Origin of the sequence: Microcystis sp. 49638_E5 (genome assembly GCF_021300285.1) — a bacterium.
GTDB classification, from domain to species: Bacteria; Cyanobacteriota; Cyanobacteriia; order Cyanobacteriales; family Microcystaceae; genus Microcystis; species Microcystis aeruginosa_C.
Genome location: NZ_JAJTDH010000012.1, coordinates 16,161 through 40,368, shown reverse-complemented (window position 1 = coordinate 40,368; position 24,208 = coordinate 16,161). Strand labels below are relative to the sequence as shown.

The window sequence follows — 24,208 nt, the reverse complement described above, 5'->3', positions numbered from 1 at the left end:
ACCGCTTCGGTTCTGAAGAAGGTACTGCCGAAGACATTGCGGATCAGACCGCCCGATCAAGTCCCGCAAGTACATCCCCAAAAAGAAGGTGACCGCCATCCAAGACCTGCAAATCCGGAACTCTTGTACTGTGCAGATTTTGCGGATTTTGAGTTAGTGGGGTTCTCATTCTTGAGGAGCGATCGCTACTTCGGGGATGCTGCGAGCCTTTGTTAACTAAGGCAGGAGGCAGAGGGCAGGAGGCCGTTTTTGTAACAGGGGTTTATCGATCTTCTGGAACTCTGGCAAAAATCTTACAGTCCCTCAAGTCTGGCTCTCTTATGGGGTAAGCCTTCAAGCAAGTGCTAACTAACAGAAACCCGAAATTTGAGTTTTTATTAGAAAAAAAGTTAGCATTCGCTTGTCAAGCAAAGGTTTCATACCAAATCCGTTTTTAATAGTGTGATTAAATCCCAAGTTATGGATTGTTTCTCCCTGCTCCCCACTTTCCCATACCTTTTAAACAGGATTTAGTATTATGCCCCGCTCCAAAAACTTTTCGCCTTAAAAGGCGAGGTTTTAGACCCGATTTTTTCGATAAAGTATTGATCAATAGCCTTTGAGATGCGCTTAAACTACCCCTTCTTTCTGGGAGAATTTAGAAATGCTTCAGAAAAAAAAATTATCGATTTTTAATAGACAGAAACAAAACAAGCACTTTTGGATAATAAAAATGGCAATCATTTTTATTACATCGCTACTCTTGATACAGACTATCTCGTTCTATAGCTCTGTTTATGCTCAATCATCTCTTATTTCACTCGAAATTTTACCCACATCGGTGGAGCTGCCGATTTCAAATGAGGAAGCAAAGGTACTTATTATTATTCGCAACACTTCAACAAAAGATAGACTTCAGGAAATTAAACTGGCTGATTGGTGGTTGAGTAGTATCGACGACAACAACCTTTCTATAAATATAAATGGCGATAAAAAAGAAAATATAAAAACTGTGGACAGTCTCCCACCAGGAGGAGAATTTACCTGGACTGTTAAACTTTCCCAGAAAAATTCAGAACCAATTATTGGGAAGGTTTATTTTCAAATTGATTACCAAAACAAAGCAGGTATTTCCAAGGTTGCTAACGCAGTCCTTGAAGTGAAGAGCCAGACACCTAAAAAAGCCGAAGAAATTGTTGATATAGAAATCAAAACCACTCTGGAGACATTGAATGAGAATCGCTCTGCCTTGGCTTATTTAATCATTAAAAATAAGGCTTATTTTCCGATCACTATAGAAAAAGTTGTGTCATCTAAACCAAGTTTTATTTCATTCGAGAAAAATTTAAATCTTGAGAAAAGTTCCAATCAAAATGTCAACCCGACTCAATCTCCAACTGACAAAAAGTCTCCACCTAACAAAGCACCTATTCAACTACAAAATGGGGAAACAGTTATCAATCAAGATGTGGCCCCAAACACTAAATATAGCATTCCCATTAATATTAAAGCAGGACAACAGGTTAAACCGGGAAAACACACACTTTTATTTGACATTAAGCTTAAGTGGAAACAAGACGAAAAAGAGCAAACAGGGAACGTCATAGAAGAAAAGGAGGTTAATGTTGGGGTTTTTGGCGAATCTGCTATTCTAGAGCTTTTGAAAGTTCCTTCTCTCTTTATCCTTCCTGGATTCTTGGTGTTGATGACTATCAGGCAACTTTGGATCTGGCGTTTGTTTAGAGCTAATGATGAGGAGGCAGAGTTTCCACTCAATCCCGATCAGGTTGAGTTTTGGTTTTTTGGTGTCTTCATCTCGCTAACAATAGCATTTGTTTGTAATGTAATTCTAAAAAATAACTATCTAGAAGAATATGGAACGAATGATATCTTTTTCCTTTGGATATATTCGATAATTTTAGGACTAATTGTATACTCTATTTTGTCACTATGGCAAAATTGGTCGAAGCAGCAGATTACCCCAAATCCTGATGACGATCCGATCACGATTCTTGAAAAGCTTCACCGACGCAATCTGAATGCTTCTTTAGAGCCAGTGTCTGTTGCTGGGCAAGACCGAGATGGGTTTCTCGTAGCACAACCTAATTCGTCACTAGAAGGAACTCACTGGGTTATTCCTCCCATCGCACTAAAATATCGACCCGCCCGTCAACCTCTTACCGATCTTCCAGTGGAAGCAGGATTGATACCACGCATTAGTCAATGGGTGACAAGAAACATTATTCATATGATAATGGGTGCCCCAGAAACTAACTTTACTCACCTACAGAGAAACATCAACCAACAACGAGGGCGACAAGGACGTGCAGATGAACTCGCCAAGCTCCTTAAACAAGGTCAAGATAGTGACTTTCTAACAGTGAGTTGGCAAAATCTAGATTGGATTCAACGCCCCACCCAGTTCCCTCAGCCTGGCACTCAACTACAGCGGCATGAAGGAGCTGAACCATCGTCAATAGTTCAGATTGAAGATGTTTAGTTGTGAAAATCTTGGCAGATCCCGTGGATCTGCCTGTCAGCTTACCATACCCTCTCTACCGAGATTCGTCCGTTGTCTCCAGACAGAACGGTGTTAAGTAAACGACCTATCGACTTTTCTCCGTCTTGCATACGATATAATTATATTCTAACTTACCAGAGGGGGAAACGGCAAGTGATATCGATACCTTCAATAAAAAGACTGCGGCTTTCATTTATTTGGACAGAAACTTTTACCGATATTTTTACCATAGAGCAATCTTCTGCCCCCTTAGCGTTTGTCGGAAAATCTGATCTATACAAGCAGAATTTTCCTAATGGACTGCCCTGGTTACTAGGTAAAAACAGACACTACTTTTGGGGACACTATTTGAAAGATAATAATAGACCGCCAGTCCTCTTACAAAACATCAAACCAGACAGAGCTTGGAAACAACTCGTCCCCTTCCGTAGTAAGCAAAATTTACCTTCCGTTAGTACGCCACAATGTCGGATTCTTGTAGAGGCTTTTTATTATCCTTTTGGATTGGCTCTGGTCATTCATGCAGCATACTCTGGTTCATTCACTGCTCAACAAGTGATCGAAACTGCCTTCCGGATTAGACAAGATAATATATTCAGTATTCAATCTAATAACAATTGCAACCAAGAAGCCCAAAACATTTACCAACAATATCAGGGACAGACTCTAAGTCTAGATGAAGTAGCACAACTCTGCCTCAATACGATTCAGAAGGTAAATCTAGGTTTGGCTGATTTTCCTGAAAATGGCATACGCTCATTTGATCCCTTTACAGTATTTACCCCAGTACAGGGAGATGGCATCAATCCAGCGCAAAGCATTCAGAACAGTGAGATTCATCAAATGTTGGAAGCGGTCACGACATGGATGGAGCCAAGTTCAGAACAATTGCCAGACCTGAACGACACGAGTTTTCAATTCCCTGTCATCCATCCTTCCCAACAGGGAAGCTTAATCTATCACCAGAAACGGGGGCGGGCGGTCTGGTTTCCCATCCCCCTAACCGCTCACGGTAAGCGTAAGCGGCGCACCTTAAGTTGCTACCACAAGAATTTAGTTTTGACATCTCTACAGGTGGAAAGTCTGAGCAACCTCATGATTGTTGCTGCTGAAGATGAAGAACTCAGAAATCAGGGATTCTTGACACCTCCAATTTACGAGTTCTGTGCTCGTCGAGCAGCAGGGATTTTGGGGCAACTCTATGGATGTGTACAAACCTATACTTCCCCAAGTGCTAAAATTCAAATTGATGAAAATGACTGGAAGGATAGTATTAACACAGTTCGCTTAAAACTCGGGGTGGGTCATGAGGTTAACATAAGTAGTCATGCAAAATAAATTTCCTAGTGAAGAAAGGCAAAAGGCAAAAGGCAAAAGGCAAGAGGTGGTTAGATATGTGTAATTAATTTTGCTTAGGTACTTAGATAGACTTAACTCCTGATTTAATATACTTTTAAATCTACTTTAGACGGTCATAATCTGAGATTCATTAAACTTCTGAAATCCTAGAGTGAGCAAGGAATAAAGTTCTTTTTTATGTTTCAGATGGACATCATTCAGACATACATAAATAGCCGAAGAAAACTCAGAAAAGGTGTCATATTAAACGGCAACCAGCTAGAGAACTGGAATTTCACGGGCAAGCCATTAAGCATTAAAAGTATTGCTATAAAATGCTATGCAAGGATCACAGCCGAAAAAGCAAAACTAATGTTTTCCCTGTGTATGCGGTTTATTTGCTATATAAACATTTATTTTCGACCAATTTCCCAGCCTTTCAATTAAATTCAGATTAGGCGAATAATGCGGCAAATAGAGTAACTCTATTAACAAATAGAGCGTTTTTCAGTCTGCTGAGGTACAAAAGTTATGGGTTTTAGGCAAGAGGCAAAAGAGAAGAAAAATAGGTGTACCTCACTAGCTTAGGAAACGCTATATACCCCAAAATAGTCCTACTGATCAGTAATTTTACTTTCAGCGAGAATTTCTTGAAGGACGGGGGATAAATTGCTAGTTAAACGGCCGGATCGAATAAATTCAGCGTAGGTATCAGCTTCGATATCTAGGAGGGTTTCCCGAAGTTGTTCCATTGTTAATAGTTGTAATTGGGGATAACTATCGTTGAGAGATTGTATTTCCGCTTCTACGGTCTTTAACTTTTCTTTGACGAGATGCTGCTCATAACTAAAAAATTCGGGGGCAACATCGGGAGATTTATCTAACTTAGAAAGATAGTCTAAAACCCTTTTTAAAGCTACCCGTCGGGCTAAAAGTTCCGCATAGTTTTCTCGAATTGGTTGATCACCGATCAGGTCTAATCTCGATAGGAAAGTTTGAATAGTTAATCCCTGAACCAAAAGGGTAAAGAGAACAACTCCGAAGACGATATCGATGATATCCTGACGATTGGGAAAAATAACCGGCACACTTAAAGCTAGGGCAATAGAAACGGAACCGCGCAAACCTCCCCACCATAAAACCGTTTTTTCCCGCCAATTAATTTTAGTTTCCATCAAGGCATTACTAACAGTTGCCAAAGCAAAGGTAGCCAGAAAACGGGCCGCCACCACGGCGGCGATCGTGATAAAAATTAAATTGAGATTATCGGCTAAACTGGAGAGACGGATCTGATCGCCGATGAGGAGAAAAACGATCGAATTGACAAAAAAAGCGAGAAACTCCCAGAATTGCGTGACTAATAGGCGGGTACGGGGACTCATACTAATTCTAGAGCCAAAATTACCTAAAATAATCCCCGTAGTCACCACTCCGATTACCCCCGAACCCCCGAACTCCTCGGTTAATAAATAAGCACCGTAGGCGGACACAAGAGTTAAAGACTGTTCCACTAGGGGTAAATCCAGACGTTGAGTCAGATAGGAAATACCAAAACCCACTAAACAACCCACTGCCACCCCGATACCGATAAAAGCCGCAATCCGGCTAATGGTTGTCTCTAAGGATAGACCACTAGCACCGAGGGGAATTTCCACCAAAAGAGCGAAAGCGACGACAGCAACCCCATCATTAAATAAGCTTTCCCCTTCCAAAAGCACGGTGAGGTTTTTACTGGCCCCTAATTCGCGAAAAAGAGCGACAACAGCGACGGGATCCGTAGAAGAAAGGCTCGCACCCACTAATAATGCCGTAAATAGGGGTAAATTGGTCAATTCATCTAGGGTAAAACCAACCCCGAAAATCGAGATAATTACGCCGACAATAGCGAAAAGACTGACGGGAATCCAATTATCCTTCAGATCTCGCCAGCGCGTATTCCAAGCGGCTTCAAATAGCAAAGGGGGCAGAAAAATTTCTAGAATCAGTTCGGGGGATAGGTTCACCAGACGGATATCGATAAAGGCTAAACCTAAACCGACTATCACTAACAATAGGGTGTAAGGAATTTGGCGAAACCAGCTAAAAATCCTCGAAACCGTGGCCACACTCAGGGAAACGGACAAAACAATTAGAAATTGTTCTAAATTTTGCTTAATGACTTCATCGGTAGCGGATTCTAAACTCATTGGGTGGGAGGCAATCGGTGAGCGGACGTGCAAGAAAAGAACAATCTAAATTATTATGACACTTTAGAACCAGTGATTTTTTTTCCTAAACCCAAGTTTTTCTGCTGGCAATTCCTTATTATCTATGTCCTTGACTATGCCTCAGTCTGCCGAGTCCTCCACGGGTGAGGATTTACCCCTAGCTATCTCACCCAGTAACGAGCAGTTAGAGAATATTAATAGCTATTTAAACCTGATTTTGGCAGCTTTAGTCTCTCTAGCTAATTTAGACTCCGATTCTATCACCCAAGCAGCCCAAGAATTAGCCTTAGATGCAGATACAAGCGATCGCCTAGTTGCCCACCACTGGCAACCCCAGTCAAAACTTTCCCTAGCGGACATCCGTTCTCTAGTTCTCCTCCTCTGTCATCTAGCCCAAAAAAAGCAAGAGTTAATCCGTCGCGCTGTAATTCTCTTGGAACAAGTGGGAACTCAAGGACAAGAACCAGTCAAAACCACGCTTTTAGGCAATTATATCGATAATTTTCGCTTAAAATACCCAGAAATATCGGAAAATAATCTCAGTGATTCTAGCCTTGCTTCCCTAGCTTGGAAATTATTAATCGATTTATTGTTCTACAGCAGCCCCCGCAGTCATCTCCTTCTTTGGCACACCCTTTTGGCAAGTAAAAAGTAAAAAGGCTATCAGTTATCAGTTATCAGTTATCAGATGTAAGTTTTCAGTTCACTGTTTACTGTTTACTGGACGGCTACGCCGTGCCTTTGGCAACACTGAAAAAAAGCTTCCCAGTTCATAATTCATAATTTATAATTCATAATTTATAATTCCCACCGATAACTAAAAATGAGTAATCTAATTCGCAAATATACACCCCCCACCTGTACCCTAGAAATTTGGGGAAATAGTTCGCCTCTAGCGGTTTGGCTGGGTAAAAATGTCTTAAACGATGCTCACTTTCAATTGCGCTTTGATGATCCTAGATTGAGTGAGGAAAAGCAGGTGACGATCAAAGGCGATCGCACACAATTACAACTACTAGGGGAAATTGTCGCTAATTATGTGCAGAATTTACTCTCTAGTCCTGTTTCTACCCTCTCTTTCGTGGCTAGTGGTTCCCCCGAAAGTCATCTTCCCTCCTTACCCTCTCTCCATTGTCAGGGACTTCTCCAGCATCAATTATTTTTAGGTTCCCTGCTAACCGATAGGGATAAACAGGAGATCGAATTAACCACATCGCAATTATTCGATCTAGCCAATGCTTTAGGGGAATATAACCATGAAAGCCCCCTAATACCCCCATTAATTCGCCAGAAAACTCGAAAAAATGCCCTGATCTGGACGGGATTAATCGCTTCGGCCCTAATAACTATCGGGGGAATAGCGATCGCATTTTATCAACAGCAACAAGCGGTCAACAATGATTTAACCACCGATCCCAATAACGCCAAGATTCCCCAACCCTTGCCAACGCTGCCTTTACCCCCCACGGGAACGGCCGCCCCAAACCCGCAGTTACCGGCAAATTTGGGCAATAAAACCCCTTTACCGCCACCGCCGCCCGTGGCAACCGTTCCAGCCCCAGTTCGCCCCTCTAGCGTCCCCCTAGTGATTCCGCCGCCCACTTTACCGCCGCCACCAGTCACGGGTTCGCGTCCAGGCGACACGGCGATCGTAATTGAACCGAATAATCAGAAAATCCCGATTACTGCTCCACCCGTCACTGGTGTTCAGGGTACAAACGCACTGGGAAATGTCCCCCCCACCACGATGAATCCGACTCCAGCACCGCCAAAATTGCCCAATTTACCGCCTATAAGCCCTATTAACCCCGAAAATGCCAATTTAGACCCCAAACCGCCCACAAGCACCGCTAAAGCCCCAGAGACGAACTTACTAGATACAATTCCCCAAGTGGCAGAAACCAGAGAATATTTTCAATCCCGTTGGCAACCGCCGGAAAGTCTCAAACATACTCTAGAGTACCGTTTGGTCTTAAATCAGGATGGTTCCCTAAAACAGATTATTCCCCTGGGACAGGCCGCGAAAATCTATCTCGATCGCACTAATATGCCCCTGCTCAATCAACCTTTTGTTTCTCCCCTCGATGTACCCGGTAATCCCCAATTGCGTCTGGTGCTTGGTTCCGATGGTACGGTGCGGACTTTTATGGAACAGCAATAGGCTGTACTGCATTTAAGTAGCTGGTTATAATTAAATTAAAAATTGATTTTAGGTTCGATCCCCCCTGCCCCCCTTGATAAGGGGGGTGCCGATAGGCGGGGGGATCCCCCTTAATAAGGGGGGCATCTGATAATTTTTAACGCCTACCTACTTAATTAACAATAATCTCGTCGGTGCTGTCAGGTTGGTTCATTTCTGTTAGGGTTTGCCAACCTGATTGCCAGAGATTCGCGTCTTGCAACTGTTTAGCATTAATCCAGAAGCGGACGGTCGGATCGCAGGAAGCGACTAATTCCGCAAAAACCCATTGACCGCGATTTTGACGATTGACCACTTGAAAATGTCGCCAGCCCCATGTTTTTTGTTTTGCCGTCCATTTTGACCCCAAGAGATGGGGATACTTCTGTTTTTTGGGCATAAAAGTTAAGACATCTGAGTTCGGGATAGGCTAAAACCCTTATATTATCCTAGTCTGCCAACCCGATTCTTTTCCCAGGGCGAAGGACTCGATGACAAACTGAAAAAAAGCCAGCAGAACAAAAGTCAAATTATCGGGGCGCTTAAGTGCGCCCCAGTTTTGGCTAATAACCGCGCCAAACACCAACCAAAACCCCTTGTACTTGTACTTGTTCGGTATTGGCTGTAATTGGTTGATATTTTTGATTGGAGGGTTGGAGAGTGATGATTTCTCCTTCTTGGTAGAAACGTTTTAAAGTAGTGCCGTGGCCTTCCACTCTAGCGGCGACGATTTCCCCATTGGACACCGCTTCATTGCCGGTGAGAGAACGCATAATCACCAGATCCCCATCGGCAATATGGTCCTCGATCATACTGTCTCCGGAAACCCGCAGAGCATAACAGTCTTGACTGCGTTGCAACAGGTTAGAAAGATCGAGTTTTTCTTCCACATCGGTGAAGGGTTCCACTAAACCACCTGCAGCGATCGCACCTAGAACCGGTAAACCTTGCACTGGTTGTTTGAGAATCCGCAGGGTGCGTGCTTTTCCTTCTGTCCAATCAATATAGCCTTTGGCGCGTAAACGTTCTAAACGGCTTTGAATCGGTGCGGGAGACCGTAAATTCATCGCTCGCATCATTTGCCGGATGGAAGGGGCGTGCTGAGTAGTGCGAATGTACTCAATTAGCCAGTCGTACAACTCCTGTTGCGCTTGAGTAAGGGATTCGAGGTTAGTCATGATCTATTTTCCTATCCTTGGGTTAAGATAATTTGTACTTTAGTTCATTTGTGTTTAACCTAGTACATCTTAACTTCATCGGCCGACTAAATCAACTGGTTATTAGATCTCTGGCAACAATCAAAAATTGTCGTGGTTGGTTAGGAGACTCCGAGACAGGAGACAGGGGATTATTTCTATTTATTCTTCCGACACCCCACACCCTACACCCTACACCCCACACCCTGCCACCACCGAAAAACTTTTTGCCGCAAACCCTAATTAATAATTCATAATTCCTTCTCCCTTCTCATAGACAGTCTTAATGAGTAATTTAGATAGTCAATAGCTTATCTTCTGACCTAGCACTTTTTTTAAAAAAGTATCATTAATTTTTAAGTAGTCGGACATAAATTCTGTTGTCTATCTTAAGAAATGTAAATTGCCGCAATTCTTCCTGACGACCGACGACCGACTCCTTACCCCACCCACAGTTAACTTTACTTTTGTCCAACTACTTATTTATCAATTCTCAATATTAATTAACCCCAGGGTCGGTTGCTGGCAAACTCAGCAGCGTATTAAGAAAAAATAACGAATTGCTAGAAAGCCGAGAATCTGGATAATGATCGAGGTGGAGACAGAAAAATTGCTCTACTTAAGCCTGTCTGCCGTAAGCGTCCAATAGTAGATAGGGAGTCAAAAGCGACGCTCAAAGAAAATCCTTCGGTTGTCAGGGAAACGAGAGGATATTTAGTGCGAAATTGAGCCGTAAAAAAACTTAAAATCCCGACAAATATCGTAAAAACTAAGGGGAACACATGACCACAAAAACCTATGCAACCATAGATGGTAACGAAGCTGTTGCGCGCGTTGCCTATCGTCTCAGTGAAGTGATCGCTATTTATCCTATCACTCCCTCCTCGCCCATGGGTGAATGGTCCGATAGTTGGTCAGCCGAACGCAGAGCTAATCTCTGGGGAACCATTCCTTCCGTAATCGAAATGCAGAGCGAAGGTGGGGCAGCGGGAACCCTGCACGGAGCGCTACAAACAGGCTCTTTAACTACTACTTTCACTTCCTCGCAGGGATTATTATTAATGCTCCCTAACTTCTACAAAATTGCGGGGGAATTAACCTCTTCAGTGGTTCATGTGGCGGCCCGTGCTTTAGCAGCCCAAGGATTGTCAATTTTTGGGGATCATAGTGATGTCATGTCTGCCAGAAGTACGGGTTGGGCTATGTTAGCGGCTAATTCCGTTCAAGAAGCTCAAGATCTGGCGGCTATTGCCACGGCTACCACCCTAGAAACCAGGATTCCTTTTCTGCACTTTTTTGATGGGTTTCGTACCAGTCATGAGGTGCAAAAAGTCGAATTAATTAGCGATGAAACTCTCAAAGAACTGATAGATGAAGACCTAATTATTGCCCATCGTCAAAGAGCTTTAACTCCCGATCGACCGGTTTTACGAGGCACGGCACAAAATCCCGATGTTTATTTCCAGGCAAGGGAAAGCGTCAATCCTTTCTATTATGCTTGTCCCGATATCGCCCAAAAAATTATGGATCGTTTTGCCCAATTAACAGGACGGCAATACCATCTCTATGAATACCACGGTGCGCCCGATGCCGAAAGAGTGATTATGTTAATGGGATCGGGAGGGGAAACCGTCCATGAAACCGTGGATTATCTCAATCAAAATGGGGCTAAAGTTGGGGTTTTAAAAGTTCGTCTCTATCGTCCCTTTGCCGCCGAAAAATTACTGGCAGCTTTGCCCACCACGGTGAAAAAAATAGCCGTTTTAGATCGCTGTAAAGAACCCGGTGCCGGGGGCGATCCGCTATATTTAGACGTGGTAAATGCCTTTATGGAAGAGTACGAAGGCAAGCTGCCGAAAATTGTGGGAGGACGCTACGGTTTATCTTCCAAAGAATTTACTCCAGCCATGATTGCCGGTATATTTGATAACTTAAGTCTCGACAAACCGAAAAATCACTTCACTATTGGTATCGTTGACGATCTTACCTTTTCCAGTCTGGAATATGACCGCAGTTTTTCCACCGAACCGGACGAAGTAGTGCGGGCGGTTTTCTACGGTTTAGGTTCCGATGGTACGGTGGGAGCTAACAAAAATTCAATTAAAATTATCGGTGAAGATACTGATAATTATGCCCAGGGTTATTTCGTCTATGATTCCAAAAAATCTGGCTCCGTCACCGTTTCTCACCTACGCTTTGGCCCCCATCCGATTCGCTCTACCTATTTAATCACTGATGCTAACTTTATCGCCTGTCATCAGTGGGAATTTGTCGAACAATTTGACCTGCTAGAAACCGCTAAATCGAACTCAATTTTTCTCCTGAATAGTCCCTATCCACCGGAGGAGGTGTTTAGTCACTTACCCCGCCATCTCCAGCAAACTATCATCGATAAAAATCTGCAAGTTTATACGATTAATGCCACTCAAGTAGCCAAAGAAGCGGGGATGGGCAGTCGGATTAATACCGTTATGCAGGTGTGTTTCTTTGCCCTAGCGGGGGTTTTGTCGCGGGAAGATGCGATCGCACAAATCAAAAAAGCCATCCGCAAGACCTACGGCAAGAAAGGGGAAGAAATCGTGCAGATGAACATCAAAGCTGTGGATTCTGCCCTAGAACATCTCTATCAAGTCCCAATTCCCGCCACTGTCACCCCTGAAGCTTTTGAATTAAGACCACCAATTCCCGACAGCGCACCCACTTTCGTCCGAGAAGTCCTCGGCAAAATTATCGCCCGTCACGGGGATGAATTGCCCGTTAGCGCCCTTCCCAACGATGGTACTTACCCCACCGCCACTAGCCAATGGGAAAAACGCAATATTGCCCAAGAAATCCCCGTTTGGGATGCCGATGTCTGTGTTCAGTGCGGTAAATGCGTTCTTGTTTGTCCCCACGCCGTTATTCGCTCGAAAGTCTATGACGAGGCCGAATTAGCTACGGCCCCAGAAACCTTTAAAGTCGCTAATGCCAAGGATCACGACTGGAAAGGGCTAAAATTCACCATCCAAGTGGCCGCCGAAGATTGTACCGGTTGCGGTCTCTGTGTTGATGTTTGCCCCGCTAAAAACAAATCGCAACCACGTCTAAGAGCGATTAATATGGCTCCCCAATTGCCCCTGCGGGAACAGGAACGAGTTAACTGGGATTTCTTCCTTAATTTGCCTAATCCAGACCGATTAAGCCTAAATCTCAATAAAATTAACCATCAGCAAATGCAGGAACCTCTCTTTGAGTTTTCCGGCGCTTGTGCCGGTTGTGGTGAGACTCCCTACGTTAAATTAGTCAGTCAGCTATTTGGCGATCGCATGATAGTGGCTAATGCTACCGGTTGTTCATCTATCTACGGAGGTAATTTACCGACAACACCCTGGGCAGTTAACGCCGAAGGTCGCGGTCCGGCCTGGTCGAATTCCCTCTTTGAAGATAATGCCGAATTTGGCTTAGGATTCCGAGTTTCCATCGATAAACAGGCAGAATTTGCCGCCGAACTGTTAGGAACCCTCGCTAGTGAAATCGGAGAAAGTCTAGCGGCAGATATTCTCAATTGTCACCAAGTCGATGAAGCGGAAATTTACGAACAACGGCATCGGGTAGAGGCCCTAAAATCCCGTTTAGGGCAATTAACCCCGACCACGCAGGTGAAAATGTTGTTATCCGTGGCCGATTATCTGGTCAAGAAAAGCGTCTGGATTGTCGGGGGTGACGGTTGGGCCTACGACATCGGTTATGGTGGCTTAGATCACGTTTTAGCTAGTGGTCGCAATGTCAATATTTTGGTCATGGATACGGAAGTTTACTCAAATACGGGCGGCCAGGCCTCGAAAGCTACTCCTCGCGCTGCCGTAGCTAAATTTGCTTCTGGTGGCAAACCGGGACCGAAAAAAGACCTCGGTTTAATGGCCATGACCTACGGTAACGTCTATGTGGCCAGCGTGGCTATGGGGGCAAAAAACGAGCAAACTATCAAAGCTTTCCTAGAAGCGGAAGCTTACAACGGGCCATCGTTAATTATCGCCTATTCTCACTGTATTGCTCACGGGATCAACATGACCACCGCCATGAACCATCAAAAAGAAGTGGTGGAAAGCGGTCGCTGGTTAATGTACCGTTATCATCCCGATTTAGCTAAAGAAGGCAAAAATCCCCTACAATTGGACAGCCGTGCGCCTAAGCTTACCGTAGCGCAAACTCTCTACTCGGAGAATCGCTTTAAGATGTTGGCCACCAGTAAGCCGGAGGAAGCTAAACGTCTGCTCAAAGAAGCACAAGCAGATGTGGATACGCGCTGGCAAATGTATCAGTATTTAGCAGCAAAAGGTACAGGGAGCAACGAATAGTTATGAATCTACACACTACCTACATGGGTTTGCAATTGCGATCGCCGTTAGTCATCGGTGCGGCCGCACCCTTGAGCGAGGATATCGACAATATCAAGAAAATGGAAGACTTCGGAGCCGCTGCCGTGGTTTTACACTCCTTTTTCGAGGAGCAGATTAAACACGAAAGACTGGCTCTACACCATCATTTTACCCACGGAGCCGAGAGTTTTGCGGAAGCTTTGACTTATTTTCCCGAACCGGAGGTTTTTCACGTTGGTTCCGACGAATATCTCAACCATATTCGCAAAGCCAAAGAAATGGTCGATATTCCGATTATTGCCAGTCTCAACGGTGAGACCTCTGGGGGATGGTTGGAGTATGCCACTCAAATTCAACAAGCGGGCGCTGATGCTTTGGAGTTGAATGTTTATTATGTTCCCAACGACCTGGAATTAACCGGAAATCACGTCGAACAAAACTATATTGATATCCTCAAAATTGTCAAATCGGAGGTATCAATTCCCGTCTCGATGAAGTTAAGTCCCTACTTTAGCAATACGGCCAATATGGCTAAACAATTAGCGGAAGCAGGGGCCGATGGGTTGGTATTATTTAACCGTTTCTATCAGCCGGATATCGACTTAGACACCTTGGATGTTCACCCTAATATTATCCTCAGTAATCCCCAAGCAATGCGTTTACCCCTGCGCTGGATTGCCATGCTTTACGGTCGTGTACCGACGGATTTTGCCGCTACCAGTGGCATTCATAACGCCATCGACGTGATCAAAATGATGATGGTGGGGGCAAAAGCGACCATGTTAGTTAGTGTTTTATTACGCCACGGTTTGGAGGAAATTACCAAGATCGAACAGGGTTTATTGCATTGGTTGGAAGAAAATGAGTACGAATCGATCGAGCAGTTAATTGGCAGTATGAGTCAAATGAATTGCCCAGATCCGACTGCTTTTGAACGGGTACAGTATATGAAAGCCCTGCAAAGTTACGAACCTGTTTGGAAACGTTTTCAAACCACCAGCAAATAAAAGTGGGAAGTGGGAAATTATGAATTATGAATTATGAATTGGGGAGTGGGGAGCAGGGAGAATAAATAAAAATAATCTCCTGACTCCCGACTCCTGACTCCTTAATACTGACTCCCGACAACGAAAAAAAAATCCTGGAGGATATAACCATGAACGAGAATCAAAAGAAAAAAATCGGCATTCTGACCAGTGGTGGCGATTGCCCGGGGTTAAATGCGGTAATTCGTGCCGTGGTGAAATCATCAAAACTAAAGGGTTGGGATGTGTACGGCATTCCCTACGGGACCGACGGTTTTATGCAGATTGCCGAGGGAAAATATCACCCCGAAGATTTGATCCTGACTCAGCATGGCTATAACCTACCCGGGGTCTTGAAAGGATTAGACGTTTTGCAGTTTCTTAGTGGTAGTGTCTTGGGTTCTTTGAGCAAAGGACATCCCGAAAACCCAGAAATTGCCACGAAAATCCTGCAAGGATACGAAATGCTGGGATTAGATGCCCTGATCGTCGTTGGGGGCGATGGGAGCATCGATATCATCTACGATCTCGCCCAGAAAGGCAACTGGAATATTATCGCGGTTCCCAAAACCATCGATAATGACGTTCCCTATACGGAATGGTCCGTCGGTTTTACCACTGCCGTGGATATCGTCACTCAAGCTTTGTATGATCTCACCTTTACCGCCGCTAGTCACGAAAGGGTGATGATTGTGCAGGTGATGGGTAGAGATGCCGGTCATTTAGCCCTTCATGCCGGAATTGCCGGGGGGGCCGATGCGATTTTTATTCCCGAATTAACCCCGGCTCTCACTCCCGAAATTATCGACGGTTGTTGTCGTCATTTGGCAGAATTACGCGCTCAAGGTCGTAAATTCGCTCTCATTGTCATTTCTGAGGGTGTTAAAAACGAAGATAACCAAAAAGAGAAGTATATTGCCGATTATTTAGAAAAATTAATATTTGACAAAACTCGCTCTTTGTGCGTTACCGATCCCGTCTTCTGTTATCTCAATTCCATGGATGTGCGGGCCATGTCTTTGGGACACCTGCAAAGAAGTCGTCCTCCTTTGGCCATGGATCGACTGTTAGCCACGGCCTTCGGCATTAAGGCCGTAGAATTAATCGAACAGGGTAAACTCGATCGCGTGGTGATTTGGCGCGGGGGACAAGTGCGTAGTTTGCCCCTGAAACCAGTGATCAAAATTATCAAACAATGTCATCAAGAGCATCGCTGTGCCTATCCCGTGGATCCTGATGGTTTTATCGTCAAAACAGCCCGTTCTTTGGGAATTTACCTAGGGGAAAATACCACAACTGAGACGGCAGTAGTTCCGCAAGCTGTGGAGGCGTTGGTTTAGTTATAATAAAGCGAGAAGGGTTGCTAATACTTTCTCGCTTTTTTAATTGGTTAAGATATTTAATTCTGCTAATTTTACTTGCAATAATTTACTGTATTTTATGGCTTTTCTCAGTAATCTGTCATCGGTGGTTAACAATACGTCTATTCTAGCATATTCAGCGCAAGCGATATGAAAAGAATCATAAAGATCAAATCCTAAATATATAACCAATACTGTTTAACTGTTGTCCCATTCTTCATCACTAATACCCGCTTGTTTGAGAATTTCCTTAACTAAATCTGTAGAGATTTCTTGATTTCCATGAGGGTTAGGGATGCGAATTTTATGTTGACCCTTTTTCATAAATTGATGTTTACTACCAGAAAAAGGTCCTGTGTAACCTAAAGCTTTCAATTTTCTGATTAATTTTCTGCGAGAAATTGCTGATGGCATAACTAAACTTCTGCAACTGTTGTAACTTTAATTTCTAATCCATCTATGATAGGTAAAGGGTCGCCATCTTGTAATTTTAAAATGATCCATTCTTCTAGAACTTCTAGTAAGTCTTGACGGCATTCTTCAACGGTCAATCCATTTCCCCAAACGCCTTGAAAGCCTTCTATTTCAGCAAACCAAGTACCGTCATTTAGCCTTTTGTATTGTGCTTTTTGTAAAGCTTTTTCACAATAATTGAGTAAGATCATTTTCTTCTCTAAATCTCCATAATATGTAACTATATTATCACTTCTCCTCACCAATCCCATCACACAAATGTCTATCCTCCTCCTTAACGCCAGAATTAGGATTGTGCAAATAAACCCGCACCCAATCGCAACTACGCCCCATTAAAGCGTTTAAGTCCTGCATTGTCCTACAATCTTTGTGTATTGTCCTACAACTCTTCTGCATCGCCCTACAATCCTTCTGTATCCTCACAAAGAAGTCTAAACCAAGATTAACGGGATTTTAGGATTAACTGGATTATTTACTTGGAAACTCCTGACAATCTTTTAAGATTGAGCATCCTGAAAATCCTCTAATCCTCAAAATCCTGATACTGACGATTTACCCCCAATCCCATCACACAAACCCCTATCCTCCTCCCTAACACCAGAATTAGGATTGTGCAAATAAGCCCGCACCCAATCGCAACTACGCCCCATTAAAGCATCTAAATTCAATAAATTCGAGTCTGTTTCTACCTTCCAGAGTTTGATAGTGTTGTCCCAACTACCGCTCACCAAAGTCTTGCCGTTGGGACTAAAATTAACGCTTCTGACACGGCTATTATGCCCATGGAGGGTGCGGATTTCTTGGCGTTTTTCTACATTCCAGAGTTTGATAGTTTTGTCATCACTACCGCTCACCAAAGTCTTGCCGTTAGGACTAAAATTAACGCTTCTGACAGGGCCATCATGCCCCTCGAAGGTGTGGATTTCTTTGCCTGTTTTTACATCCCAGAGTTTGATAGTTTTGTCATAACTACCGCTCACCAAAGTCTCGCCGTTGGGACTAAAATTAACGCTTCTGACAGGACCCTCATGCCCCTTGAAGGCATAGGAGGTGTGGATTTCTTTGCCTGTTTTTACATCCCAGAGTTTGATAGTTTTGTCATTACTACCGCTCACCAAAGTCTTGCCGTCGGGACTAAAATTAACGCTTCTGACACGATGATGCACCTCGAAGGTGTGGATTTTTTGGCGTTTTTCTACATCCCAGAGTTTGATAGTACCGTCCCAACTACCGCTCACCAAAGTCTCGCCGTTGGGACTAAAATTAACGCTTCTGACAAGGCCATTATGCTCCTCGAAGGTGTGGATTTTTTTGCCTGTTTTTACATCCCAGAGTATGATAGTTTTGTCATCACTACCGCTCACCAAAGTATTGCCGTCGGGACTAAAATTAACGCTTCTGACAGGGTAATCATTCCCCTTGAGGGTGCGGATTTCTTCGCCTGTTTTTACATCCCAGAGCTTGATAGTCCCGTCATCACTACTGCTCACCAAAGTCTTGCCCTCGTCAGGACTAAACTCAACGCTATTGACAAGGTCATCATGCCCCTTGAGGGTTTGGACTATTTCTACATTCCAGAGTTTGATAGTCCCGTCATCACTACCGCTCACCAAAGTCTTGCCCTCGTCAGGACTAAAATTAACGCTCCAGACAGGGCCTTCATGCCCCTTGAGGGTGAGGATTTCTTGGCCTGTTGACTCATTCCAGAGTTTGATGGTGTTGTCCCAACTACCGCTCACCAAAGTCTTGCCGTTGGGACTAAAATTAACGCTTCTGACACGGCTATTATGCCCCTTGAGGGTGCGGATTTCTTGGGGTTTTTCTACATTCCAGAGTTTGATAGTCTTGTCACCACTACCGCTCACCAAAGTCTTGCCGTCGTGACTAAAATTAACGCTATAGACAGGGCCATTATGCCCCTCGAAGGTGTGGAGTTTTTCGCCTGTTTCTACATCCCAGAGTATGATAGTCTTGTCACCACTACCGCTCACCAAAGTCTTGCCGTTGCGACTAAAATTAACGCTATAGACAGGGCCTTTATGCCCCTTGAGGGTGCGGATTTCTTTCCCTGTTTCTACATTCCAGAGTTTGATAGTTTTGTCATCACTACCGCTCACCAAAGTCTTGCCGTCAGGACTAAAATTAACGCTATAGACAGTGCCACCATGCTCCTTGAGGGTACGGATTTCTTGGCCTGTTTCTACATTCCAGAGTTTGATAGTTTTGTCATCACTACCGCTCACCAAAGTCTTGCCCTCGTCAGGACTAAAATTAACGCTATAGACAGGGCCACCATGCCCCTCGAAGGTGTGGAGTTTTTGGCCTGTTTCTACATTCCAGAGTTTGATAGTTTTGTCATCACTACCGCTCACCAAAGTCTTGCCGTTAGGACTAAAATTAACGCTATGGACATATCTACCATGCCCTTCTAAGCGATTGCGTTCACTTTTGCGGTTGAGAAGTTCCTGTAAGGCATTCGTCACCTTCGTGTCGGATGCCTGCTGCTTTTGTAGGGTTTTTCCTGCTTTAATCGCTTCAACAAAAGCCTCTAATTCTTTTCCTCTATCAAACAAAGACAAGGAAGAAAACCCGCGAGCATTTGCCAGATTGAGTTCCGCTTGTTGTGTTTGTTTCCACGCCATTAAACCAAATCCAGTACTAATCACCACCGCCACCAAAGAACCCGCTGTAATTATTCGCGCTGTTCTAATTTTTTCATTTTTTTGTCGTTCTGCTTGACTAATACTCGCCTTAATAAACTCAATCGCCACAGCCTCTAAATTAGGCAGAGAATTATTCTTTTGAAACTCAACAATTTTAGCCAACTTAGAACCTCCCCAAAGCTCACTACTCGCTTTTACTGCATCTTGCTTCTGTAAATCATCCCACTGTTTAGCATCAGCATATAAACGACTTCTCAGAACAATTATCTCCTCCTTTTCCCTAATTAAATCCTGTAACACTTTCCAACACCGCAACAATTCTTCATGTGCCACCTCAACCGTTGCTTTCCCGTCTTCTCCCTTACTCACCAAAAGACGATTATCTATCAATTGATAGAGAACCTCCCTTTGCATTTCCTCCTGTTCAAAACTCGATTTATTCGCCCTTCTGCTAACCGCTTTTTCCCCTTCTAAACTAATTAACTCTAGAAAAATTTCCTCTGCTGCTTTCCGTTGCTGTTCATTAAATTGACTATAAATTTTATCCGCTTGTTTTTCTAGCGCACCCGTTACCCCACCAATCTCTTGATAAATCTTAATATTTAAAATCCGCTCTTGAATATGATTTTTTTGCCACAATAAATCTAACGTATATTGTAACAGAGGTAAAGAGCCAGCCTGTTCATAAAAATCGGCAATAATTTGATTAATTAATCCCTTTTCAAAGATTACCCCATTTCTCGCCGCCGGTTCAGCAATAGCTAATCTTAACTCACTTTCGTCCATATCCGTTAACATCTTGCTATACTGATCATGGATTTTTCCTAAACTGGGATAAGGACTTAATTTATCTAAAAAATCCGCCCTCATCGTCATCACAATTTTAACCCAACTATCATTCTTTTCAATTAAATTAACCAAACTTTTAATAAAAATATCCCTTTCTGTCTTCGGTGTACGAGTAAATAATTCCTCAAATTGGTCAATAAAAATAAACCATAAATCAGAATTATTTTTTAATCCTTCAACCACCTTAATTAAAGTATCTTCCTGAACAGATTGTGCTAATTTCGCTTGGGATTGTTTATATCTATTTGCCAAAAGACAACCATAAAAAGACTCAAAGGGATTAACATCAGGAACAAAAGTTAAATTAACCAATTTATTTGCGCCCAAATTATCCTTTAACTTAGGAATTAAACCCGCTTGCACGAGAGAAGATTTACCGCTTCCTGACGCACCTAAAAGCAATAAAACATTCTTTTGCTTTAAATAATCAGTTAACTCAATAATCCAATTATCTCGCCCAAAAAACCTATCCTTGTCATCTACCTCAAACTTCCTTAAACCCAAATAAGGTGAACCCGTAATTAAAGTTTGAGCCTGAATCTCAACTCCTGACTTTTGGGTAATAATATATTGATTGATTACACCCCCACTAATATCACCTGCAATTCCCTTAAATTCACCATCACCAATAAGACCTTTAACATCACCTCCTATTTCTGAATAATAACTTTTATCAGTCATTTTTGCTACCCCAAAATTATTCTTTTCAAGTTAACTTTAAATTGCAGTTTTAGAATTAGCACTCTTTAAGGACTTCCTACTAAACCAAACAATTTAGCCAAACCGCCTAAAATCGTTACAATTAAAGCGACTAAAATCCCTCGACTGACAAACTCTTGATTCTCTAAGCGCTTTTCCACGCCATCAATTTTTCCCTCTAGACGCTTCTCAATACCATCAATTTTTTCCTCTAGACGCTTCTCGACACCATCAATTTTTTCCTCCAGACGCTTCTCGACACCATCAATTTTTTCCTCCAGACGCTTCTCGACACCATCAATTTTTCCCTCCAGACGCTTAATTTCACCTTTAACTTCACTAAGTTCAATCTTAATATCAGTAACATCTTTTTGAAGATTGTCTAACTTTTGATTGATTTGAATTAGAAAATCTTTAAGTTCTACCTCAACAGTAATTGACATAAATTTCCCTCCTAAATAATCCTCAACTAATTAATGTTCTGACTAATATCTCCACCACTAATATCTCCTGCAATTCCCTTCAAAGTACCATCTCCCACCATTCCTTTAATATCATCACCAACATTAATATTATACTTACCTGCGGCAAATTCTTCAGGTTTTAATTGCTTAAGTAATTCTTCTGCTGTCTTAATAACCTCTGCATCTCTATCAATTTTTGCTTCAAGTAACTCTTCTTTAAGCAGTGTTTTTACCCCCTCTGAATCTGGTTTTTTCTCATGTTTATCGACGATATCACTATCATCTGTTTTCCCTTTTTCTGCAAACTTCTTCTTAATCAACGCTTTTAAACTCTCATAAGCATCCTTAACGGCTGTTCCTGCCGTATCCTTAGCAGCAGCCGCCGCACCAGCAGCCAACGCAGCGAGAATTATTTCCATTGCCTGAGACTCCAAATTAGATATTGCTGACTCAATCTTAGATCAAAGCAAAGTATCTGACGCGATTATGGCGCAGGTATTGGGCGCAAATGGCTTGCTCGTCGGGGTTGTTGGCTACTACTATAAGCTGGACGTGGGGGACTTGCTTGGGAATAATATCCCAGCCAGAAAATCGCTCTGTAGAAAAATCAGACCAGCCAGATAGCATATTATCAAAGCGTAAGTCCCTTAGCTGCGGGGACTCTCGAAGGACTTCCCCCTACTTAGGGTGATCAGCACACTTGAGCGATCGGAGGGCGCAGGTTCCTGGCACTTCTACAGTAACGGATTTTGTCCACAATGTAGGGGCGAACTGCGTTCGCCCAAAAGATACATTATCAAAGCGCAAGTCCCTAATCCCGTTTAGATCATATTTCATTTAGACGAGAAAGGCTGTACTTAAAAAAATATGGTATGATAGTAAATTGTCAGTTTTACGAAAGCCGATGAAAACGGAAGAGATTATCAAATCAATCGAAGCCGAGTATCTCAAGAGCGATCTGCCCATTATCCATGTCGGTGACACGATCCGGGTAGGGGTGCGAATCGTTGAAGGAGATAAAGAGCGGATTCAGCCCTACGAGGGTATTGTCATCGCCAAACGCCATGGCGGTATCAACGAAACGATTACAGTACGCAAAGTCTTCCAGGGTGTGGGAGTAGAAAGAGTTTTCCTGCTCCACTCGCCCCGGGTTGCCAATATCAAGATCATCCGTCGTGGTAAAGTACGTCGGGCGAAACTCTACTATCTGCGCGATCGGGTTGGCAAAGCCACCAGGGTCCAAGAACGTTTCGATCGCCCCCTCTAAAAAATTTCCGGCGACAGCCTAACCAAGAAAGTTGCTTAATCGCCAACAACTACGCTATAATAAATAAAGGCCTTAAAAAAGCCCAATAGTTTAGCGAATGGGCGCTCTTAGTTCAGTTGGTAGAACGCAGGTCTCCAAAACCTGATGTCGGGGGTTCAAGTCCTCCAGGGCGCGTTTGGTAATCACCAAGCCGATAATTGCAAAGGACATAATCTAAATGTCTGGGGGTTAGTGTGGGTTGTCCGGTGAAAATGATAAGTTAAGGATAGCTTGAGTATCATTTTAAGGAGTAGCGATCGTGGCCAAAAAAGAAACCCTAGAAAAAGACGCGAGCGACAAGAAAGAGGGAAGCTCCTTTCAGGTCAAGGAATTCGTCAATGAAACCAAAGAAGAACTCGCCAAAGTCGTCTGGCCTTCCCGTCAGCAACTTTTGAGCGAATCGGCGGCGGTGATGTTAATGGTGACTTTGGTAGCCACTCTCATCTATCTAATCGATAAATTCTTTGCCTGGGGTGCGGGGAAGGTGTTCCCATGAGTCTAGAAGAAGAGCAGTTTCCCGAAGAACTCAATCTTAGCGACCTACCGAAAAAACCCCGTTGGTATGCCGTGCAGGTGGCTTCCGGTTGTGAGAAACGGGTCAAAGCTAATTTGGAACAGCGCATCCACACCCTCGATGTGGCCGATCGCATTCTGCAAGTTCAGATTCCCCAAGCGGCCACCGTCAAAGTCCGCAAGGATGGCTCACGGCAACACGGCGAGGAAAAAGTCTTCCCGGGTTATGTCCTGATCAGAATGATCATGGATGATGACGCTTGGCAGGTGGTGAAAAACACCCCCCATGTGATCAACTTTGTCGGGGCCGAACAAAAACGGCACTACGGACGCGGCCGCGGTCACGTCACCCCGCTACCCTTGAGTATGTCAGAAGTTGATCGCATCTTCAAACAAGCTCAGATTCAAGAACCGGTCGTCAAAATCAATATGGAAGTTGGCGATCAAATCTTAGTCCTATCCGGTCCATTTAAGGACTTTGAAGGGGAAGTGATCGAAGTTAGTCCCGAGCGCGGCAAACTCAAGGCCCTGCTCTCCATTTTTGGTCGGGATACCCCGGTCGAATTGGAATTTAATCAAGTCGAAAAACAAAACTAAATCATGGCTAAAAAAGTCGTCGCAATTATTAAACTAGCTTTACCTGCTGGTAAGGCTAACCCTGCTCCTCCCGTGGGTCCTGCTTTAGGTCAACACGGGGTGAATATTATGGCGTTTTGTAAAGATTACAACGCTAAAACCGCCGATCAGGCCGGGATGATCATCCCTGTGGAAATTTCCGTTTTTGAGGATCGGAGTTTTACCTTTGTCCTCAAAACTCCCCCCGCTTCCGTTCTCATCCGTAAAGCGGCTGGTGTGGAAAGAGGTTCCAACGAACCTAACAAGAAATTTGTCGCCACCATTACCCGCGACCAATTACGCGAAATCGCCCAAACTAAAATGCCCGATCTTAACGCTAACGACATCGAAGCGGCCATGAATATTGTGGCGGGAACGGCCAGAAATATGGGTGTCAAGATCTCAGACTAAATCTTATTACGGGGAGAAGTTAAGCTTCGTTATTACCCAAGGAGCAACAA

The 24,208-nt window shown here is 43.6% G+C and carries 20 protein-coding genes, 1 tRNA gene and 2 pseudogenes; 12 read left to right on the top strand and 11 right to left on the bottom strand.

Annotated features, from left to right (window positions below; genetic code table 11):
• The first annotated feature begins 712 nt into the window (after positions 1–712).
• Both LW728_RS05525 and LW728_RS05520 read left to right on the top strand, forming a co-directional pair.
• Positions 713–2,479, top strand: coding sequence for a hypothetical protein (locus LW728_RS05525; RefSeq protein ID WP_287765605.1), 1,767 nt, complete (start codon positions 713–715; stop codon positions 2,477–2,479).
• A gap of 174 nt (positions 2,480–2,653) precedes the next feature.
• Positions 2,654–3,838, top strand: a complete 1,185-nt coding sequence (locus LW728_RS05520; protein ID WP_287765602.1) for a hypothetical protein — start codon at positions 2,654–2,656, stop codon at positions 3,836–3,838.
• A 126-nt stretch (positions 3,839–3,964) separates the two neighbouring features.
• Here the strand turns inward: LW728_RS05520 and LW728_RS05515 are convergent.
• The 3 genes and pseudogenes from LW728_RS05515 to LW728_RS05505 form a co-directional block, all read right to left on the bottom strand.
• Positions 3,965–4,102: pseudogene (locus tag LW728_RS05515) on the bottom strand (IS630 family transposase); the annotation flags it as partial.
• 133 nt (positions 4,103–4,235) lie between these two features.
• A pseudogene (locus LW728_RS05510) lies at positions 4,236–4,327 on the bottom strand (transposase); the annotation flags it as partial.
• Between the two features lie 125 nt (positions 4,328–4,452).
• A complete protein-coding gene (locus LW728_RS05505) occupies positions 4,453–6,024 on the bottom strand; it encodes a Na+/H+ antiporter (protein ID WP_002797016.1) in 1,572 nt (523 codons plus the stop codon).
• A 136-nt stretch (positions 6,025–6,160) separates the two neighbouring features.
• Between LW728_RS05505 and LW728_RS05500 the strand changes: the two genes are divergently transcribed.
• Both LW728_RS05500 and LW728_RS05495 read left to right on the top strand, forming a co-directional pair.
• Positions 6,161–6,700, top strand: a complete 540-nt coding sequence (locus LW728_RS05500; protein WP_039899825.1) for a DUF3038 domain-containing protein — start codon at positions 6,161–6,163, stop codon at positions 6,698–6,700.
• A gap of 168 nt (positions 6,701–6,868) precedes the next feature.
• Positions 6,869–8,206 (top strand): DUF4335 domain-containing protein, encoded by a 1,338-nt coding sequence (locus LW728_RS05495; protein ID WP_287765600.1) that lies wholly within the window; start codon positions 6,869–6,871, stop codon positions 8,204–8,206.
• Positions 8,207–8,357: 151 nt separating this feature from the next.
• On the opposite strand, the gene LW728_RS05490 is transcribed toward LW728_RS05495, so the two are convergent.
• Both LW728_RS05490 and lexA read right to left on the bottom strand, forming a co-directional pair.
• On the bottom strand, positions 8,358–8,624 hold the full coding sequence (locus LW728_RS05490) for a TIGR02450 family Trp-rich protein (RefSeq protein ID WP_002800208.1): 267 nt from the start codon (positions 8,622–8,624) through the stop codon (positions 8,358–8,360).
• A gap of 163 nt (positions 8,625–8,787) precedes the next feature.
• Complete coding sequence (gene lexA, locus LW728_RS05485; protein WP_002758280.1) at positions 8,788–9,402, bottom strand: transcriptional repressor LexA; 615 nt, start codon at positions 9,400–9,402, stop codon at positions 8,788–8,790.
• A gap of 800 nt (positions 9,403–10,202) precedes the next feature.
• On the opposite strand from lexA, the gene nifJ reads away from it, so the two are divergent.
• From nifJ to LW728_RS05470, 3 genes are all read left to right on the top strand, one after another.
• Positions 10,203–13,757, top strand: a complete 3,555-nt coding sequence (gene nifJ, locus LW728_RS05480) for a pyruvate:ferredoxin (flavodoxin) oxidoreductase (protein WP_287765598.1) — start codon at positions 10,203–10,205, stop codon at positions 13,755–13,757.
• Between the two features lie 2 nt (positions 13,758–13,759).
• Positions 13,760–14,785 (top strand): dihydroorotate dehydrogenase-like protein, encoded by a 1,026-nt coding sequence (locus tag LW728_RS05475; protein ID WP_287765596.1) that lies wholly within the window; start codon positions 13,760–13,762, stop codon positions 14,783–14,785.
• 149 nt (positions 14,786–14,934) lie between these two features.
• Positions 14,935–16,143, top strand: a complete 1,209-nt coding sequence (locus tag LW728_RS05470) for an ATP-dependent 6-phosphofructokinase (RefSeq protein WP_002800214.1) — start codon at positions 14,935–14,937, stop codon at positions 16,141–16,143.
• A 219-nt stretch (positions 16,144–16,362) separates the two neighbouring features.
• Here LW728_RS05470 and LW728_RS05465 read toward each other — a convergent pair whose 3' ends face one another.
• From LW728_RS05465 to LW728_RS05440, 6 genes are all read right to left on the bottom strand, one after another.
• Positions 16,363–16,578 (bottom strand): type II toxin-antitoxin system HicA family toxin, encoded by a 216-nt coding sequence (locus LW728_RS05465; RefSeq protein ID WP_002738249.1) that lies wholly within the window; start codon positions 16,576–16,578, stop codon positions 16,363–16,365.
• Positions 16,579–16,580: 2 nt separating this feature from the next.
• Positions 16,581–16,829 (bottom strand): type II toxin-antitoxin system HicB family antitoxin, encoded by a 249-nt coding sequence (locus tag LW728_RS05460; RefSeq protein ID WP_002736552.1) that lies wholly within the window; start codon positions 16,827–16,829, stop codon positions 16,581–16,583.
• A 339-nt stretch (positions 16,830–17,168) separates the two neighbouring features.
• On the bottom strand, positions 17,169–20,831 hold the full coding sequence (locus LW728_RS05455; protein ID WP_287765592.1) for a WD40 repeat domain-containing protein: 3,663 nt from the start codon (positions 20,829–20,831) through the stop codon (positions 17,169–17,171).
• A gap of 65 nt (positions 20,832–20,896) precedes the next feature.
• Positions 20,897–21,292, bottom strand: coding sequence for a hypothetical protein (locus LW728_RS05450; RefSeq protein ID WP_002769767.1), 396 nt, complete (start codon positions 21,290–21,292; stop codon positions 20,897–20,899).
• A gap of 26 nt (positions 21,293–21,318) precedes the next feature.
• Entirely contained in the window at positions 21,319–21,732 is a 414-nt protein-coding gene (locus LW728_RS05445) for a Het-E N-terminal domain-containing protein (protein ID WP_287765590.1), read from the bottom strand.
• Between the two features lie 37 nt (positions 21,733–21,769).
• On the bottom strand, positions 21,770–21,940 hold the full coding sequence (locus tag LW728_RS05440) for a hypothetical protein (RefSeq protein WP_287765587.1): 171 nt from the start codon (positions 21,938–21,940) through the stop codon (positions 21,770–21,772).
• A gap of 277 nt (positions 21,941–22,217) precedes the next feature.
• On the opposite strand from LW728_RS05440, the gene rplS reads away from it, so the two are divergent.
• The 5 genes from rplS (at position 22,218) to rplK (ending at position 24,158) form a co-directional block, all read left to right on the top strand.
• Positions 22,218–22,580, top strand: a complete 363-nt coding sequence (rplS, locus tag LW728_RS05435) for a 50S ribosomal protein L19 (RefSeq protein WP_002754314.1) — start codon at positions 22,218–22,220, stop codon at positions 22,578–22,580.
• Positions 22,581–22,681: 101 nt separating this feature from the next.
• Positions 22,682–22,754: transfer RNA gene (locus LW728_RS05430), tRNA-Trp, on the top strand.
• A 124-nt stretch (positions 22,755–22,878) separates the two neighbouring features.
• Positions 22,879–23,115: a preprotein translocase subunit SecE gene (gene secE / locus LW728_RS05425; protein ID WP_002737505.1), complete on the top strand. Its 237-nt coding sequence runs from the start codon at positions 22,879–22,881 to the stop codon at positions 23,113–23,115.
• Complete coding sequence (nusG, locus tag LW728_RS05420; RefSeq protein WP_002800219.1) at positions 23,112–23,729, top strand: transcription termination/antitermination protein NusG; 618 nt, start codon at positions 23,112–23,114, stop codon at positions 23,727–23,729. Before secE ends, nusG begins: the two co-directional genes overlap by 4 nt.
• A 3-nt stretch (positions 23,730–23,732) precedes the next feature.
• A complete protein-coding gene (gene rplK, locus LW728_RS05415; protein WP_002735897.1) occupies positions 23,733–24,158 on the top strand; it encodes a 50S ribosomal protein L11 in 426 nt (141 codons plus the stop codon).
• Positions 24,159–24,208 lie beyond the last annotated feature (50 nt).